This window comes from Microbulbifer sp. ABH2_005 (genome assembly GCF_056160005.1).
In genome coordinates, this window is sequence record NZ_JBSWWI010000001.1 from 420,801 (window position 1) to 438,586 (window position 17,786).

The 17,786-nt window shown below is 50.3% G+C and carries 13 protein-coding genes; 9 read left to right on the forward strand and 4 right to left on the reverse strand.

Features of this window, described 5'->3' with window-relative positions:
• Positions 1–53: 53 nt before the first annotated feature.
• Positions 54–374 (reverse strand): hypothetical protein, encoded by a 321-nt coding sequence (locus ACXAFI_RS01830; protein ID WP_475107455.1) that lies wholly within the window; start codon positions 372–374, stop codon positions 54–56.
• Positions 375–612: 238 nt separating this feature from the next.
• Entirely contained in the window at positions 613–1,326 is a 714-nt protein-coding gene (locus ACXAFI_RS01835; protein ID WP_475107456.1) for an alpha/beta hydrolase, read from the reverse strand.
• A 444-nt stretch (positions 1,327–1,770) separates the two neighbouring features.
• Here ACXAFI_RS01835 and ACXAFI_RS01840 point away from each other — a divergent pair, with 444 nt between their 5' ends.
• The 3 genes from ACXAFI_RS01840 to ACXAFI_RS01850 are packed head-to-tail and all read left to right on the forward strand — an operon-like array spanning position 1,771 to position 7,734.
• Positions 1,771–2,868, forward strand: a complete 1,098-nt coding sequence (locus tag ACXAFI_RS01840) for an HlyD family secretion protein (protein ID WP_475107457.1) — start codon at positions 1,771–1,773, stop codon at positions 2,866–2,868.
• The gene (locus ACXAFI_RS01845) at positions 2,868–5,606 is read left to right on the forward strand and encodes an ATP-binding cassette domain-containing protein (protein WP_475107458.1); all 2,739 of its coding nucleotides are present in this window, start codon (positions 2,868–2,870) and stop codon (positions 5,604–5,606) included. The genes ACXAFI_RS01840 and ACXAFI_RS01845 overlap by 1 nt, the downstream gene beginning before the upstream one ends.
• The gene (locus ACXAFI_RS01850) at positions 5,596–7,734 is read left to right on the forward strand and encodes an ATP-binding cassette domain-containing protein (RefSeq protein WP_475107459.1); all 2,139 of its coding nucleotides are present in this window, start codon (positions 5,596–5,598) and stop codon (positions 7,732–7,734) included. Before ACXAFI_RS01845 ends, ACXAFI_RS01850 begins: the two co-directional genes overlap by 11 nt.
• A gap of 321 nt (positions 7,735–8,055) precedes the next feature.
• On the opposite strand, the gene ettA is transcribed toward ACXAFI_RS01850, so the two are convergent.
• Positions 8,056–9,720, reverse strand: coding sequence for an energy-dependent translational throttle protein EttA (ettA, locus tag ACXAFI_RS01855; protein ID WP_475107460.1), 1,665 nt, complete (start codon positions 9,718–9,720; stop codon positions 8,056–8,058).
• 181 nt (positions 9,721–9,901) lie between these two features.
• On the opposite strand from ettA, the gene ACXAFI_RS01860 reads away from it, so the two are divergent.
• The 5 genes from ACXAFI_RS01860 to fnr all read left to right on the forward strand — a co-directional run bounded on the left by ACXAFI_RS01860 (position 9,902) and on the right by fnr (position 15,387).
• Entirely contained in the window at positions 9,902–11,008 is a 1,107-nt protein-coding gene (locus tag ACXAFI_RS01860) for an enoyl-CoA hydratase/isomerase family protein (protein WP_475107461.1), read from the forward strand.
• Between the two features lie 57 nt (positions 11,009–11,065).
• Entirely contained in the window at positions 11,066–11,974 is a 909-nt protein-coding gene (gene mmsB, locus ACXAFI_RS01865; protein ID WP_475107462.1) for a 3-hydroxyisobutyrate dehydrogenase, read from the forward strand.
• Positions 11,975–12,383: 409 nt separating this feature from the next.
• Positions 12,384–13,082, forward strand: coding sequence for an OmpW/AlkL family protein (locus ACXAFI_RS01870; protein WP_475107463.1), 699 nt, complete (start codon positions 12,384–12,386; stop codon positions 13,080–13,082).
• A 120-nt stretch (positions 13,083–13,202) separates the two neighbouring features.
• Positions 13,203–14,588: an oxygen-independent coproporphyrinogen III oxidase gene (gene hemN, locus ACXAFI_RS01875; protein ID WP_475107464.1), complete on the forward strand. Its 1,386-nt coding sequence runs from the start codon at positions 13,203–13,205 to the stop codon at positions 14,586–14,588.
• 70 nt (positions 14,589–14,658) lie between these two features.
• Complete coding sequence (gene fnr, locus ACXAFI_RS01880) at positions 14,659–15,387, forward strand: fumarate/nitrate reduction transcriptional regulator Fnr (RefSeq protein WP_152454922.1); 729 nt, start codon at positions 14,659–14,661, stop codon at positions 15,385–15,387.
• Positions 15,388–15,470: 83 nt separating this feature from the next.
• Here the strand turns inward: fnr and ACXAFI_RS01885 are convergent, their stop codons facing one another.
• Entirely contained in the window at positions 15,471–16,493 is a 1,023-nt protein-coding gene (locus tag ACXAFI_RS01885; protein WP_475107465.1) for an adenosine deaminase, read from the reverse strand.
• 263 nt (positions 16,494–16,756) lie between these two features.
• Between ACXAFI_RS01885 and ACXAFI_RS01890 the strand changes: the two genes are divergently transcribed.
• Positions 16,757–17,626 (forward strand): SDR family oxidoreductase, encoded by an 870-nt coding sequence (locus ACXAFI_RS01890; RefSeq protein ID WP_475107466.1) that lies wholly within the window; start codon positions 16,757–16,759, stop codon positions 17,624–17,626.
• The last annotated feature ends 160 nt before the right edge of the window (positions 17,627–17,786 follow it).

Sequence of the window (17,786 nt, forward strand, 5' to 3'; positions counted from 1 at the left end):
TCTAAAGGGAGGACTTCCTTTTTTCTAATTTCAGTAATTTTCCATTTCCTATCTTAGTTCACACCTAATAAAAAATCTTCATCTACCATTTGAATTCTTACTCCGACAGGCTCTTCAATTTGAAATAACCTTCTGGCCGTCTCGTCCAACTCAATGGCCATGCTTTGCAATATCTTGTGGGTCCGGTGAGGTGTTTTGCTGCAGAGAATTTCAATGTAGCAACCCGATGGTATAACCTGCTTGGATTCGATCACAGCAACAGGCAATTTTATTTCTTGTATTTCCAAATTGTTCGTCAATATTTCACCAAATATTCTTGTTGCTGACTCTGGAACTGATTTTGAAGACTCTACAAATATTTTGCAGCTGGACATACGTGGGATTCCTGGTGGACCTATTAGAAGAAACTTTTTCTTCTTCACACAGCTTGTCTACATAGAGTGTAGCTGTTAGTTAATGGGTTGATAGCTTCCCAAGAATGAGTATTGGTTTTGTAAATTAATGGAGTGGTAAAGATAAATATCATTGTTTAGGGTGAGATATAGCAAAATAATTTAAGCAATTTTCCTATTTCTTTCCCATGGTTGTTGAGTTCTGCTAAGAAGCGAGTGGCTAAGCTAAGTTTGTCAAGATATCAGTGACAATACCTGGGTCAGTAATGGGAGCGCTGTGTCCCGTCGTTATGTATTTAATTTTCCACTTTTCTTGGGTTTTTGCCCAGTGTCGACTCAATGAAAATGAGGGATGTATCGGTTTACTGCAGACTATATAGGAGCAGTCTAATCCTGTTCCTGCAGGCTTTGACATCTTTACAGGGTCTAAATAGGTTTTCACCGGGTGGGGAGTAAGGTGGCGTTCTACCCAGGCGATGTCATTCGGGTTAGTTATATCAAAACTTGAGGCGGATGTTGGCATAAAGCATCGGGTTCCCTTAACGAGCTGGCTATTAGCCAGACGTTGGGCCCTATTTTGCTCTGGTAACTGCTCATAGAAACAGTGGCCATCCTGAGCGATAGCGGCATCCAGGAAAACTAGATGCCGAATGCGATCTCTTAATCTATCGGCTACTGCGGAGATCGTAATACCACCAAAACTGTGCCCTACCAGCGATATTTCTTGTAATTCCTCCCATATGATTAAATTGACTTTATCGTCAATAAAGGTATCGATGCCCACACTTGGGGAAAGAAGGTGCCGACGTTCTCCCAGGCCTGTTTGTGTTGGGCTAAAGACAATGTGACCTGCCCTCATGAGCCTCTGTCGGACCTTCGACCAGCACCAGCCGCCATGAAACAAACCGTGTACAAGGACAAACGTTTTAGTCATTTGACGGTATTCATATTGTCTCTATACCTAGCAAAGCATACTGGATCCGTAGAAAACTTCAGGGACTCTTATCAATATAGCGTTTCTGCCCACTTCCAAGTGAACAGTCTTTATCTAATGAGGATCTGATCCGTCACTCAATTGCTTTTGTTCAGTATTTCCTGGTGTACTTGAGTTAATACGAGGTGTTTGAGAAGTTTGTGACTCCGTCCAGGCAAACAAAATTTTCTCGAATTTGACTATCCGATACCAGAGAATTAGATTTGGCCCCGCGGATCACAGCCCATGCTGGCTTCGCAAAACCAGAAATAATTATTTTACTCGCCTTAATTGGTACGGACTGGGTGAATTGTATTGCCAACACCGTTTATTCAAACTTCCCGCGCGATTAACTCTGATTCAATCTACTCTCTTGGGCTGATAAGCACCTTGGGTGTATTTCTAATGGTGGGCTGGGGTTTATGGTTCCTATTTAAGGAGATCACGGTTTACAGTATTAGTGACCAGGCCAGGCTTGAGCAAGAACAGAATACAGTTCATGTCAGTACTCAGCGGGCCGGAAGGGTCATCACTATCGCAGCTTCTCTGGGTGATACCTTAAACCAGGGGGACTTATTAATAGAGCTGGATACCAAGGCATTTGCTCTGGATCTGGTTGGCGATAGTCGAGTATCGCAGCGACTTTCAGATCAGTTATTGGCAATAGATCGTGAAGAGGAATTGCTGGCTAGAAAATTTGCCGAAGATAATAAAGCTTTAAGAGATCAGTTGAGGCTGCTTCAAGAGCAGCACAAGCTTCAGAAGAGTAATCAGCAAATTCAGGCGGATGTGGCAGAGCGCTATAAGCGTCTACTGGAAAAACAGCAAAGCTCTGAACTTGATTACCTCGCTGCCAAGCGAACCTATCAGCAAATGGCCATGGCCACTCTAGCATCGGAAGCAGCAATAAGTGCAGCCAATGATCGCCAGGAGCAATTGGCTAATGAGTACCAGTTATCAGTGAGTGAATTGGGGCAGCGTCGAGCAGACACCCAAAGACAGCTGGCTGAAGTGGATACTCGCATGCAGCAGAGCACTCTGGCTGTAGATGAGCAGCGTCTGCGAGCGCCTATCTCGGGTAAGCTTGCTTCGCTGGCAGATATTCGGGAAGGAGAGGTTTTACTCGCGGGGCAACAAGTTGCCACATTACAAGCCGAGGGTAATATCAGCGTGCAGGCGTTTTTCCCTCCCGCTCTTGCTCTTGGACATATCCGTCCGGGACAGAGTGCGCGGGTAAAACTGGATGGGTTTTCCTGGGCGCGTTATGGCCAGTTACAGGCTCGGGTAGAGCGGGTGGCCAGCGCGGTGCAAAAAGGAAAAATCCTCGTTGAGTTATCTTTACAGGGAGAGATCCCCCCCAAATTACCCCTATTACATGACCTACCAGCAAGGGTAGAGATCGCCACCGGAGTAAAGACCCCCTATCAGCTGCTATTGCAGAGGGCTGGCGACTTGTTATCGGGGCAAGCTGGTAGTAGCGCAAATTCGTTGGAGACCCCGTAGTGAAGGGAAAAACCCGCTGGCTGGTTCCCGAGGTCGTTCAAACTTCCAATATGGATTGTGGCCCGGCGTCTCTTAAGTGCTTGCTTGAAGGCTTTGGGGTGAATGTGCATTACGGCCATTTACGTGATGCCTGCCAAACCGATGTGGACGGCACCTCTATTAACACCCTGGAAAAAATTGCGGTTGAGCTGGGGTTGGATGCGGCACAGATGGTCGTGCCCAAAGATCACTTATTATTAGATTCAGCAGGTTACCTACCGGGATTGGTGGTAGTACGTCTGCCCAACGGTAACACACACTTTGTTGTGGCTTGGCGCAATCATAGTGGAATTATACAGGTTATGGACCCAGCCTCGGGAAGGCGTTGGCCGAGTGCGCGATGTTTTCTCGATGAGCTGCATATCCATACTATGCGCGTTCCACCACAAGGGTGGCGAAGCTGGGCTGGCGGAAAAGATTTTATCGATCCCCTGCGAGAGCGGATAGGGCAGTTAAGAATTTCAAAATCTATCAGCGAAGCCGTGTGTGAGCGGGCCCTGAAGCGAGGAGATTGGCTCTCCCTGGCTTTCCTAGATGCCAGTGTAAGAATGTTGGCAGCACTCGTTGACTCAGGTGCGGTGCGACGAGGGGCAGAAACCAGTGCGTTATTGCAAAGGCTGATGGGGGACTTAACAGAAGATTTTAGCAACGCTTATGACCTGGTGCCGCAGAGCTATTGGTGTGTGCAACCTTCCCGCCCTCCTGGCACTGACGAAGCGAATACTGTTGAGTTAGAGCCAGAGTTGTTGGAGTTTAGTGGCGCTGTAATTGTCAGCGTGAGAGGGGTTCGGGAGGAGGTCAAGCCTAAGTCCGAGGCCTTAAACAAAGCTTTGCAAGCACAACCGATAAACCCATTCCAGCAATTATGGGGGTTTTTGCGTGAGGATGGTCTACTTGCTCCAAGCATAGTACTAATAGCAATGTTGGCCGCAGTACTTGGTGTGATGGTTGAAGCATTACTGTTTCGTGGTTTGATCGATATTCACACGGAACTGACCACCGAGGTGCAGAGATTGAGTGCGGTCATTTTGTTATTGGGGTTTATGCTAACGCTTATACTCGTGCAATTGCCGATGACCAAGCTGCAATTAAGGATTGGTAGACATCTGGAAAACCGCTTTCGCATACGTTTTCTCTCTTCCCTGCCGAAAATTCCCGACCATTTTTTTCAAAGCCGTCCCACATCGGATACCGCAGAGAGAAGTCACCGAATAGTTGCTCTAAGAGAACTGCCATTGCTGGGAGGTGGAATACTCTTCAAGAGCCTGTCATTACTCGCTACAGCGGTTGGCATTATTTGGATTGCGCCCGCTGCCGCACCCTTGGTGTTATTAATGGCTGGGTTGCAAGTAGTTATTCCACTGCTCTTCTTGCCTGTACTCAGCGATCATAATATGCATGTGCAAACTCACGCTGGCGCCTTGGCTAGGTTTTATATGGATGCGCTGCTGGGGGTCATTCCAATACGCACACATGGCGCAGGGGAATCCGTTCGCCGTGAACACGAAAGCTTATTAACCGAGTGGATTAAAGCCGGCTACTCATCTTTGCGGTTTCAACTGAATAGTCAAGCCGTACAATTGATTGTTAACGGGATTCTTACCTGTGCGCTAGTGATTTATTGTGTCCAGGTCCGCGGGGCAAGCCCCGATCTGCTCCTATTAATTTACTGGGTACTGGCGCTGCCACCATTGGGGGAAGATATCGCGCAACTAATGCGGAGCTACCCTCGCCAGCGAAATACTCTGTTGAGGGCTTTGGAGTCGCTGCAGGCGGCCACAGTTGATAACAGTGAAGAGACGTCTAGCAATGAAAAGGGGCAGCCCTTAAAAGGAGCTGCGTCTTTTCGCTTTGATAATGTCAGCGTTAAAGCTAGTGGCCAAAGCATTCTCAAGAATATTAATCTGGATGTTGCTCCCGGAGAGCATATCGCAATTGTTGGCTCATCCGGTGCGGGCAAATCGAGCTTGGCTGGTTTATTGTTGGGCTGGTATAAACCAGCGACTGGTAGCCTATTGCTCAATGGCGAAGAGCTGCAGGGTGAATTGCAGTCCCGCTTTCGCCGACGCTGTGCTTGGGTTGACCCTGCGATCCAACTTTGGAATAGCAGTTTGCTGGATAACTTGCATTACGGCAACAATTCCTCTACTTCCTTGTACCCAATATTACAGCAGGCCGATCTATTAAATTTAGTGGCTTCCCTGCCCGATGGTTTACAGAGCAACTTAGGGGAAAGTGGTGCGCTTGTTAGTGGAGGAGAGGGGCAGCGTGTGCGGTTAGGTCGCGCTCTGGGTCGAGAGTCTCCAATCTGCGCCATTTTAGATGAGCCGTTTCGCGGACTTGACCGTGGACAGCGCCAGCGCTTGCTCAATCGCGTGCGGCAGTTTTGGAAAGACACCACGCTAATTTGTATCACCCACGATATTTCTGAAACTAGAGATTTTCCCCGCGTATTAGTGGTGGAAGATGGGCAAATAATTGAGGATGGCAGACCCACAAACCTGGAAGCGCAAACTCAGTCCAGATATGCCCAACTTCTTGCCGCGGAAAAGAATCTTTGGCAGGAATGTTGGCAGAGCACAGATTGGCGCCACCTTTATATGAAGGAAGGGCGAATCACCGAGGTTCAACCTGAAATAAAAGAGCGGTCGCAAAATAGTGGTGTGGCGCAGTCTCAAGAGGTAGCTTGTGAAATCTGAAGATTCCCTTAGAAAGCTACCCCACCTTTGTTGGCCCACGGCTCAATTAGATAGTGCCCTAAAGTCCCTGGCTTTGTGTACTGGCCTAGAGCCAGCAGCAACTGACTACGACTCCAACACGGAAGTACATAAAGATATAGATATCCGTCTGCACTTACAGGCAGAGGCTCTGGATTTAAAAATTGAGCAAGTTAGTTGTAAATATGGAGAGCTGGAGCATATGCTGGTGCGTGCTGCACCGGCCCTGCTGCGGGTGCGCTTTGAAACTGATGAATATTTCGTTGCTTTATGCGGCAGTGACCGCCGTTTTTTACATATTCTTTCACCATCCCAAAAAGTTTTAAAGCTGCGTCCAAGACAAGTAATCAGTGCGCTGATAAGCGCGCAGGAGGCACCCCAGCGCGAGCGTATTACAAGTCTACTCGACAGTACCAATATAGCTGGGCAGCGGCGTGAGAAAGCTGCCGAAGCATTATTGTTGGTAAATTTGGCAGAATTACAAATCGACGATTGCTGGCTGTTGCGTCAACCGGCTCATCGCCCTTTCTGGCAGCAGCTACGCCAGCGACGTCAACATTTTCGCTTTTTGAGCATGATTGCCTGCCACACGCTGCAAATGGTCTTATTCATTGTCAGCTGGTGGTTGATAGGTCGTGCTGTTCTTGACGGTTATGTTGATAGCGGTTGGCTAATTGCCTGGTTGCTATTGCTGATAACACAGATCCCCCTTTCGCTCTTTACCGCCCGGTTAAAAGGTTCAATCTCGCTGGAAACTGGTGCCTTACTTAAAAAGCGCTTGCTCGCCAGCGCTTTGCGAATAGATCCAGGCAAGGTGCGTCATATGGGGTCTGGGCAGATACTTGGGCGTGTGTATGATGCAGAAAACATAGAAACCAGCGCTCTGCAGGCGAGCTTTTTGCTACTTCTTGGCGGTGTAGAGTTGGGAATGGCTTCCATCGTGCTACTGCTAAGTATCGGAGCCCCGCTATTGTTAGGGGTCTTGATCATTTTTTTACTTATAGCCTTTGCTCTAGGACGTAGCCAATACCAGGCTCGTCGACATTGGACCAATCAACGCTTGAGTATGACTCATCGCTTAATTGAGAAAATGCTCGGCCACCGAACTCGTTTGGCACAACAAGAGGCAGTGGATTGGCATCGGGGCGAAGATCAGGAGCTGGAAGAGTATTTGCGTAGCTCGAATGCTATGGATAGCAATTTGACTCATCTAACTGCAGTATTGCCACGTATTTGGCTGCTGCTGGGAATAGTGAGCCTTGTACCAATTTTTGTTATTGGTAACGCCGAGAGTGGTCAAATCGCTGCGGCTTTGGGGGGGATGCTACTCGGTTATCGTGCAGTGCTGAAATGTATAAGCGGATTCTCCAGTGGGCTCAGTGCTCTTGTAGCATGGGAAAAAGTCTGTGAACTTTTTTCCTTGGAGGCTCCATCAAAACCGGGGTTTTGCAAGCTTTCTAGGGCTGATAAATTGCCAGGGAATATGACAGGATCTAAGCAACCTTTATGTTATATCAGTGACTTAAGTTTTAGCTACCCGAATCAAGACAGGGCGGCCTTAAAAAACTGTAATCTAAGTATTTATCCAGGCGATCGCATAATATTACAGGGGGCTTCGGGTTCGGGTAAATCTACTTTCGCGAATGTGATAACAGGTATCCAAAAGCAAAGAGAGGGGCTTTTGCTCATTAATGGGTACGATAGACCCAGTATGGGTGTGCAACATTGGCGTAGACAAGTTGCATCGGCACCTCAATTTCATGAGAATTACGTACTAGGTGATTCTTTCTTATTTAATTTATTGATGGGTGATGACTGGCCTCCTAAGCCTGAAAGTATAAGAAGAGCCTATAAAATTTGTGACGTACTAGGGCTTAGTCCACTACTTAAAAAAATGCCGGCTGGAATGTTGCAAACCGTGGGAGAAATGGGCTGGAGATTATCTCACGGGGAAATGAGTCGCTTGTTTATTGCTAGAGCACTTTTGCAGAATGCTGAGTTGTTAGTACTAGATGAGAGTTTTGCAGCCTTGGATCCGGGCAACTTAAGACAATCGTTCCATTGTGTGCAAAAATATTCGAATAGTTTAATTGTGATCGCTCACCCATAATTTTTGGTTAAGTATGGTGCGGTAGGCTAAATTCGGGTTAATCTATACTGTGTACTTAGCTAAGAATAGTTAAGGGCTGTATTCAACTTCTAAAGGGAGATTCAATATGTATTCTGAGACAGATATTAATGCGGGGCCTGATGTAGTTATTGCAATGCCAGATGAAGATTAATTTATTTTTGGTATTCAAATGAGGTTCGTATTCTTAAGTGATTCTATAAGTTAGTAATTGCCAGATCTTATTTTGCTAATTTTATATTGTTGATACTTGAGCTTATAAATCTTGTTAAAAAAGCCCGCATTTCGCGGGCTTTTTTATTCTTAGGTCTTCAGCTTCTTATAATGCATCCGATGCGGGGCGGCATCTTCGCCTTTGCGCTGAACGAAGTCCTCGTGGTACTCGCTGTAGTTACCCTCGAAGAAAACGGCTTCACTCTCACCCTCATAGGCGAGGATATGTGTGGCAACGCGGTCCAGGAACCAGCGATCGTGCGAGATCACCAGGGCGCAGCCGGGGAAGTTGAGCAGGGCTTCTTCCAGGGCGCGCAGGGTTTCGATATCCAGGTCGTTGGAGGGTTCATCTAGTAACAATACGTTGGCGCCCTGCTTGAGGGTGTAGGCCAGGTGCAGGCGCCCGCGCTCACCGCCGGAGAGTTCGCCTACGCGCTTCTGCTGGTCACTGCCCTTGAAGTTAAAGCGGCCTACGTAGTTGCGTGAGCCCACTTCGTAGTTGTTGATCTTGAGCATATCGTGGCCGTCTGAAATGGCTTCCCAAACGGTCTTGCTGTCGTCCAGGTTCTCACGGCCCTGTTCAACGTAGGCGACCTTGACGGTTTCACCGATCTTGATTTCACCGGAGTCCGGTTGCTCGGTGCCGCTGATCATGCGGAACAGGGTGGACTTACCGGCACCGTTACCGCCGACGATACCCACAATCGCGCCCTTGGGTACGCGGAAAGACAGGTTGTCGATCAACAGGCGCTCGCCGAAGCCTTTGCTCACCTCTTTAAACTCAATCACATTGTCGCCGAGACGTTCACCGGGTGGAATGTAGATTTCGTTGGTCTCGTTGCGGGCCTGGAAGTCCTGGGATTGCATTTCTTCCAAACGGGACAGGCGGGCTTTGTTCTTGGACTGGCGGCCCTTGGGGTTTTGGCGGGCCCACTCGAGCTCCTTCTGCATAGCTTTGGCGCGGGCCTGTTCGCCGCGCTGCTCTTGCTCCAGGCGCTTCTCTTTCTGTTCCAGCCAGGTGGTGTAGTTGCCTTCCCAGGGGATACCGTGGCCGCGGTCCAGTTCCAGAATCCAGCCGGCAACATTGTCGAGGAAGTAGCGGTCGTGGGTGATGGCCACTACGGTGCCGGTGAAGTCGTGCAAGAAGCGCTCCAGCCAGAATACGGATTCCGCATCCAGGTGGTTGGTGGGCTCATCCAGCAGCAGCATATCAGGGCGCGACAGCAGCAGGCGGCACAGGGCCACACGGCGCTTTTCACCACCAGATAGGTTGTTAACGTCGGCGTCCCAAGGCGGCAGGCGCAGGGCGTCTGCGGCGACTTCCAGGCGGTGCTCCAGGTTGTGGGCGTCCCAGGCCTGGATGATGTCTTCGAATTGCTGCTGTTTCTTCGCAAGGGCATCGAAGTCTGCGTCGGGCTCGGCGTAATCGGCATAGACCTGTTCCAGGCCGGCGAGGGCGTCGATGGCTTCCCTCACGCCGTCTTCCACGTTGCCGCGCACGGTCTTGCTGGCGTCGAGCTGCGGTTCCTGGGGCAGATAGCCAACTTTAATGCCCGGCATGGCGCGGGCTTCGCCGTTAAAGTCCTGGTCGACCCCGGCCATAATGCGCAATAAGGTGGATTTACCGGCACCGTTCAGGCCCAGTACGCCGATTTTGGCGCCGGGGAAGAAGGAAAGGGAGATGTCCTTCAGAATTTCGCGTTTGGGGGGCACTACTTTGCCCACCCGGTTCATGGTGTATACGTATTCAGCCATTTGGGGTTCCGTAACTGGGTGTTGCAATCGCTCAGATTTTGCGCGCAACTTATCAGTTTGCGTAAAAAGTGCAACTGCACCCCTGCGCCTGTCGCCGCTGTACTCGCGTGTGGCTGACGTTGAATCTGATATGTGCTTAACTGCGACGCTAATTAGTACAAGAGCAATAAGACAGATAGCAATGGATCAGGACTCCCCGGTGTTGTTCTCCCGGCGCGGTGCACTGGCGATCGCGACCCTCAACCTGCCCAAGGCGCTCAATGCGCTCAACCTGCAGATGATTGACCTGCTCTCAGCCCAGTTAGATCAATGGGCTGATGATGATGCGGTGGCCGCCGTATGGATAGACGGCAGTGGTGATAAAGCCCTCTGTGCCGGGGGCGATGTGGTGGCACTGTACGAGCAATCGGCCGCCTACGGTGAGCCGCCGGAATATCGTTACACGACCGAATTCTTCTCGCGCGAATATCGTCTGGACTACCAAATACACACCTATACCAAGCCAATCGTGGTCTGGGGTGGCGGTATTGTGATGGGGGGTGGTATCGGCATTATGGCCGGTGCCAGCCATCGTATTGTGACTGAAACCACGCGTATGGCGATGCCAGAAATCACTATCGGCTTATTTCCCGATGTGGGCGGTAGCTGGTTCCTGAACCGTATGCCGGGCCGCCTGGGTCTTTTTTTGGGGCTGACAGGGGCCCAGTTTAATGGGGCCGATGCCCTGTTTGCCGGTATGGCCGACCGAATTATTGCGCAGGACCAACGCGAGACCGTGTTGGCGGCACTGGCTGCGTTGGATTATTCGGCTGAGAACGCAATTAACCACCGTCTAATTAGTGACTGCCTTAAGAGTTGCGAGCTCTCTCCCTTGCAGCGGCCGGAGTCGCAGTTGCGCGAACACTACGACCAGATTCAACAGCTCACGGACTTTGCCAGCCTGCCGGAGGTTTGCGCGGCAATCAGCGCCTATCAAGGGGTGGATAAATGGTTGCAGCGCGCCGCCACCACCCTGGCCGGTGGTTCACCACTGACCCCTTGGGTGGTATGGGAGCAGTTGCGTCGAGCGCGCCACTTATCTTTGGCCGATGTGTTTCGGATGGAGTTGGCGCTCGCGGTAAACCTCTGTGCCAGTGGCCATTTGAAGGAGGGGGTGCGGGCTCTATTGATCGATAAGGATCGTACGCCAAAGTGGCAGCCTCAGAGCTTGGAGGAGATTAGCCCGCAACAGCTGGAGAGCTGCTTTAGCGCGCCCTGGGGCGGAGCGCATCCACTTGCGGATCTATAAAGCGACCCGGGCCGCTTTACGCACGGGATACCAACAACAAAATATGGAGTGGCTTTTATGGAAAAGATAGCCTTTTTTGGTCTGGGGAATATGGGTGGCCCTATGGCGGCCAACTTGGTGAAGGCCGGGTATAGCGTGGCGGCTTTCGATCTCAATCCCAGGGCTCTGGCGCAGGCGCAAGAAGATGGTTGCACGCCTTGTGAGTCCCCGCTGCAGGCGGCTGAGGGGGCCACTATTGTGGTCTCAATGCTGCCCAGTGGTGCGGCGGTAAAAAGCCTCTACCTGGGAGAAGAGGGGCTGCTGAATCACCTGGCTGAGAATACTCTGATTATCGATTGCTCAACCATCTCTGCGGAAGATGCCCGTCAGGTGGATGAAGCTGCGTCTGAGCGGGGCCTGCTTGCCATTGATGCGCCAGTTTCGGGGGGTACCGCAGCAGCCCAGGCGGGCAGCTTGTGCTTTATGTGTGGGGGTGAGGAGGCGGCAGTAGATGCCGCGCGGGCGCCGCTACAGGCGATGGGCGCCAAGATTTTTCATGCCGGTGGCGCAGGGGCAGGGCAGGTGGCAAAAATTTGTAACAACCTGCTTCTGGCTATCCATATGACTGGCACCGCCGAAGCCCTGCAGTTGGGTGTGGATAAGGGATTGGACCCAAAGGTACTGAGCGAGATCATGATGCAGAGCTCAGGCAACAATTGGTCCCTGGCCAATTACAACCCCTACCCTGGCGCAATGGAAAATGTGCCGGCGGCAAATGGCTACGCTGGTGGCTTTACCGTGGCGTTGATGCTGAAAGACCTGGGGCTCGCCATGGATGCGGCGGCTACCAGTGCCTCTTCCACGCCTATGGGGGCTCTGGCAAAAAACCTCTATCAGCTGCACGGCGCCAGTGAAGAAAACCAGAAATTGGATTTTTCCAGCATCCAGAATATGTTCCGCCGCCCGGCGGGTGGTCTGACTTGGTAGCCTAGAAGTTACCTGGCTTCCGTGCTCTCTCTTTTCCCTTCTCCCTCCCCCTCTCCGTTGATTGGTGCCGGCCAGTGATGGAGAGGGGGCGTGTCTATATGTCATCTAACGTTAAAAATTCGTACCAGTTCGCAAAATTGGCAATAGGTACCAATTACTAACACCCTCCCCGTTCCTTCAGCGCACCCCAATCGCTATCTTCGCCGCCCCGCTTGGAATGTCCCTGATATTTGGCCAGACAAGTGTTGTGGGCAATACGCTGCTTTTAATTCCGCGAAATCCGACAGCTTGATTTGGATCAAGCTCAGGATTGCAGCCAGCGGTTAACCTGCCTGCGACTTGTGATTGTGCCTGGAGGGGGCCTTCCAAAGTCGGGAAAAATGCTAAATCGCTATGTATGGAGAAGTTAATGAATCGTATAACTGCTTGTGCGACAGCCGCCTTGACCGCCGTACTTTCTGCACCGGTACTGGCCTACGAAGAGGGTAGCTTTATTTTGCGCGGTGGTATGGCCACAGTAGCGCCCGACACCAGTTCCAGCGCACTGTCTGTTAATGGGGCTGCTCAACCTAATACCGGTGTTGATGTAGATAACGGCTCTGCTCTGGGCCTGACCGGTGTGTATATGTTCCGCGATCACTGGGGTGTGGAGCTGGTTGCCGCAACGCCTTTCAGTCACGATATCGAAGTTGTTGGCGAAGGTCTTGGCAACTTTGATCTGGGTGAAACAAAGCACCTGCCACCCACTTTGTTAGTGCAGTGGTACCCAATGGATACTCAATCCGCTATCCAGCCTTATGTCGGTCTGGGGGTGAACTACACCGCTTTCTTCGATGAAGAGATCAATAGCTCTGGCAATGCAGCGCTTAAAAGTATTGGTGCCACCGGTGATTCCAAACTGTCCCTGGATAACTCTTTCGGTCTAGCTGCCGAAGCGGGCATCGACTTCGCCTTCGGCGCCGATCAGCGCTGGTTGTTCAATATGTCTGTGTTCTGGATGGATATCGAAACTGACGCCACCGTCAAGGTACCTGGCATAGGTAAAGTGACTGCCAATGTTGATATCGATCCGCTGGTTTATATGGCAGGTCTCGGCTACCGCTTCTAAGGTGGCAACACTCTAGTTTTGGGGTGTGGCAGTCGCTGCGGTTTTCCCGGTGAGAACTCGGCGGCTGCCTTTTAGTTTGTGCGGGGGCTGTCGCAAACATTTGATTGAGGTTGTAGAAATATGATGCAAGAGACAAAAAGCAGTATGGGTGGCCTATCGGAAGAGCTGTTGTCCCGCTATAGCGGCCCCTGCCCACGCTACACCTCTTATCCCACAGCCGATAGATTTAAGCCACTGGATGGCAGTATCAAACCCTGGGATGCTCTTCGGGATATTCGCAGCTTATCCCTGTATGTACACATCCCCTTTTGTCGCTCTCTCTGTTATTTCTGCGCCTGCAACAAAGTAATAACCTCTCAATACGGTCTTGCCTCCAGTTACCTAGATAACCTTTTAGAGGAGGCGCGCTGGTATCGGGATAGAGTAGCCCAGGTACCAGTTACCCAGTTGCACTTGGGGGGCGGTACTCCCACATTCCTCAGCGATGGAGATATGCATCGCCTAATGGAAGGGCTGGGTGAAATTTTCGATTTGCGTCCCGGCGATGGAGTGGAATATAGCATTGAGGCTGATCCGCGCACTTTGGAGCTGGAGACCTTGGATACCCTGCGGGAGCTCGGCTTCAATCGCCTGAGTCTGGGGGTGCAGGATTTTGATATCGAAGTGCAGAGATCCATCAACCGAATTTGCAGTGCTGATCAGGTGACCGAACTGACGGTTGCGGCACGCGAGCGGGGATTCGAATCTATTTCCTATGATTTGATTTACGGTCTGCCCAAGCAAAACCTCAGCAGCCTGCACAGCACCCTGGATAAGGTACTGGATTTACAGCCGGACCGAATCGCCCTCTACCACTATGCGCATTTACCCCATCGCTTTAAGGCTCAACGCCTTATTGATACGGAACTCATTCCCTCCGCCTCAGAAAAAGTAGCGATGCAGCTGGCTGCGGTAGAGCACCTGCGCCGTGCCGGATATGAATTCCTCGGTATGGACCATTTTGCCCGTCCGGGAGATGAACTGGCCAAGGCCGCTCATGCGGGGATGTTACAAAGAAACTTCCAGGGTTATACATTAATGCCCGCCGATGCACTTGTCGGATTGGGGGCTTCCGCAATCAGCTACAGTCGTAATGGTTTCTGGCAGAACCTGCATCGCCTGAAGGAATATACCCAGGCTGTTGCCGAGCGGGGTAATGCGTCATGCCGAGGCTGGTTAATGAGTGATGAAGATAAGTTGCGCCAGTGGGTTATTACCGAACTGATGTGTCGCCTAAGCCTGGATAAAGTTGAGGCCGAGCGTCGTACAGGCGTAGCTTTTAATACATATTTTTATCATGAGCTAGAGCGGCTTGAACCTATGTTTGACGATGGTCTTATTTACCAGGATGAGAAAAAGATCGTAGTCACGGAACAGGGGCGCTGGTTTGTACGCAATGTCGCCTCGGCATTTGATATTTATCTACACAGCCAACAAACCGATGCGCAATATTCTCGTGTTCTTTAATTTTCTATGGGAGACGATTGGCTGCACAGCGGGTACAATAGCCGCAAATTAGTTTACCGGCTGGTTTAGTATGATGGACTCCTCAGTAGCGGTTAGCTGCAGCAACTGCTCGGTTAGACGTTTATGCCTGCCTGCGGGATTATCTCAAGCAGATATTGATCGACTAGAGCAGGTTACGCGCCGTAAAAAAATTGTAAAAGCCGGCGAGAGCTTATATCGGTCCGGTGACCCTTTTGCGAATCTCTATGCTATTCGTTCAGGCAGTTTTAAAACTGTAGTGATCGCAGCCGATGGCGACACTCAGGTTACCCACTTTGCTTTGCCTGGAGAATTGTTGGGGTTAGATGCTTATAGTAGCCGCGTGCACCCGAGCTACGCCGAAGCGCTAGAAGACAGCAGTGTCTGCCTGTTGCCCTTTACTCAGTTGGAATTACTGGCTAATCAGGTTACGGCGTTGCAGAAGCAGATATATAGTATTTTTTCCGAAGAGCTACGCCAGGAAAATGATATTTTGATGCTGCTAGGCAAGCGCTCGGCGGATACCCGTTTAGCGGCTTTGCTGATTAATATTTCCAGTCGCTATGCCCGCCGGGGTTATTCCCACAGTGAATTTGTACTTTCTATGCCGCGCACCGATATCGCCAATTACCTGGGTTTGACGGCGGAAACGGTAAGTCGATTATTTTCCCGTTTTCAGAAAGAAAAGATGATTAAAGTGAGTGGCCGGGCAGTGGAAATACTAGATATGATCAGTCTCAGCGAGCTGGCGGGTACCCATTACGGTTACGATGAGGATTAATTAAGACTCATCAAACGTTGAAGAGTCCCAATTAACCTAAGAGGCCTGCTGTTGAGTATAAGATCAGGCCTCTCACGATTTTTTTACACTTCCGCAACAGTCTCAATAGAGGCAATCACCTCAGCCCATTTTTGTTTTTGATCCTCTGAAATATAGCTGGCCTTGAAGCTGTTGATAGCCAGCTGTTTAGCCTGTTCCCTGGTCATGCCCAGACTTTCACTCAATGCCACGTAATTGCGATTCACGTAGCCGCCGAAATAGGCCGGGTCATCGGCATTTACCGTGACACAGAGTCCGCGTTCCAGTAGCTGCAAAATTGGATGCTGGTTCATATCCTCGTAAACACAGAGTGCAGTGTTCGAGAGTGGGCAGACAGTGAGGGGAATCTCCTGATCTATCAGCCGCTCAATCAGTGTTTCATCTTCCACACAGCGCACCCCGTGATCTATCCGACTTACATCGAGTAAATCCAGAGCTTCTTTAATATATTCAGCGGGTCCTTCCTCTCCCGCATGGGCGACCCTTTCCAGCCCTAACTCTTTAGCCATGGCAAAGACTTGCTGGAATTTGCTGGGCGGGTGGCCTAATTCGGAGGAATCCAGACCAACGCCTTTAATAAATTCCAGGTAGGGCTTGGCGGCTTCCAAGGTAGAGAGAGCCTCTTCCTCACTCAGATGTCGCAGGAAGCAGAGGATCAAGTGGCTGCTAATTCCCCACTCGGATTCGGCATCTTTCAGTGCGCTGTGGATGCCCCGAATAACCACACCGATATCAATGCCTCTTTCCGTATGGGTTTGGGGGTCGAAGAAAATTTCTGTATGTACAACGTTATCTTCACGGCAGCGCTGCAGGTAGGCCATGGTCAGATCGTAAAAATCCTGTTCATGGATTAGGACTGAGGCACCCTGATAGTAAATATCCAGGAAAGACTGCAGATTGTGAAACTTATAGGCGGCCTTAATTTCTTCAACGCTGGAAAAAGGGATTTCAATCTTATTGCGTCGGCTTAGCTCGAACATTAGTTCTGGCTCCAGGGAGCCTTCAATGTGCAGGTGCAGCTCTGCCTTTGGCAGGGCTTTTATAAAATCCAGGTCGGCGATGCTCATAGTAATAACTGTATTGGAAAGAAATTTGGGGCTGTTGCCTGAGCTGAAAGCTACATTGATCAAGCAGCCAGATAAAACTGGAGGCCATCTTAACAGTTTCTACTCACTGGCTGAAAAGTCAGTCTTATGCCTGTTGGGTTAGGCCCTGCTAAGAGTGCTGAGGAATGCTAATATCTTGCATAAAGTAAACTATATGGTTTACTTGTGTGTGTGTTGATGTAATATACACCAGGTAGTTTACTTTTTCCGGGTAGGAGAAAGCTATGAGCAAGGTTGTATTGATTACGGGGACATCTACGGGATTGGGGCAGAGTTTGGCCGCTAAAATGGCGGATCTGGGATATGTTGTTTATGCCACCATGAGAGATTTGGCAAAAGCGGCTCCACTACTTGAGGTTGCTGATCGTGGTCACAGTCTTAGAGTTTTACCGCTGGATGTGCAAAATACGGCAACTATTCAAAATGCTGTGGATACCATTATCCGGGAGCAGGGACGCATCGATATATTGGTCAATAATGCCGGCGCCGGTTTTGTGAAAACCACGGAGATGGCCACTGAAGCAGAGATACAGTGGGTAATGGATGTGAACTTCCATGGCGTCGTGCGTTGTACCAAAGCGGTACTTCCCCATATGCGGAAGATGCGCAGCGGTCGGATTATCAATATCTCCTCCGTGGGCGGGTTAGTGGGGCAGCCGTTCAACGAACTTTACTGTGCCGCCAAGTTTGCTGTAGAGGGGTACACAGAGGCTATGGCCAGCTATATCCAGCCCAGTTTTAATATTCAATTCACTGCAGTTGAGCCTGGAGGCATCTATTCCGAGTTTGCCAATAGTGTTCTGTCTCAATTGCAAGCGGATGGAGGTGTACCTGAAGGGGATTATCGAGGCGTTTTCGAGCAGTATCTGGGGGGAATTCAGCAACGTACACCCGAGCAGACGGCGCGCCTTTATCAGACTGCTGAGCAGGTGGCGCAAGTGGTTTTGGAGGTGATTGAAAGTGATGATCCGCCGGTGCGGGTTCGCACCTCTTCTTGGGCCAATGAGTTTTGTGCTTACAAAACGGATGCGGACCCTAGTGGCAAAGCGCAGCAAAAAATGGTGGTAGACTCCATGCTGCACGCGAATCACTGATATACCCACAGTTTTTATTGTTTGCCCAGAGTTCTGACTGTCCATTTGTGATGAATAGCACCCGGCGGTCAGATTTCTATTGAGGTAAATAAAGATTGGAATTGTTTAAAAGCTGTGGAGAGTAGGCCGGGGATAAATATAATTGGCTGATTTCAGTAAA

Coding starts and splice junctions, on each gene's coding strand:
- ACXAFI_RS01830 (WP_475107455.1), bottom strand. CDS start 374: ATGTCCAGCTGCAAAATATTTGTAGAGTCTTCAAAATCAGTTCCAGAG.
- ACXAFI_RS01835 (WP_475107456.1), bottom strand. CDS start 1,326: ATGACTAAAACGTTTGTCCTTGTACACGGTTTGTTTCATGGCGGCTGG.
- ACXAFI_RS01840 (WP_475107457.1), top strand. CDS start 1,771: ATGGTGGGCTGGGGTTTATGGTTCCTATTTAAGGAGATCACGGTTTAC.
- ettA (WP_475107460.1), bottom strand. CDS start 9,720: ATGGCTGAATACGTATACACCATGAACCGGGTGGGCAAAGTAGTGCCC.
- ACXAFI_RS01860 (WP_475107461.1), top strand. CDS start 9,902: ATGGATCAGGACTCCCCGGTGTTGTTCTCCCGGCGCGGTGCACTGGCG.
- mmsB (WP_475107462.1), top strand. CDS start 11,066: ATGGAAAAGATAGCCTTTTTTGGTCTGGGGAATATGGGTGGCCCTATG.
- ACXAFI_RS01870 (WP_475107463.1), top strand. CDS start 12,384: ATGAATCGTATAACTGCTTGTGCGACAGCCGCCTTGACCGCCGTACTT.
- hemN (WP_475107464.1), top strand. CDS start 13,203: ATGATGCAAGAGACAAAAAGCAGTATGGGTGGCCTATCGGAAGAGCTG.
- fnr (WP_152454922.1), top strand. CDS start 14,659: ATGATGGACTCCTCAGTAGCGGTTAGCTGCAGCAACTGCTCGGTTAGA.
- ACXAFI_RS01885 (WP_475107465.1), bottom strand. CDS start 16,493: ATGAGCATCGCCGACCTGGATTTTATAAAAGCCCTGCCAAAGGCAGAG.
- ACXAFI_RS01890 (WP_475107466.1), top strand. CDS start 16,757: ATGAGCAAGGTTGTATTGATTACGGGGACATCTACGGGATTGGGGCAG.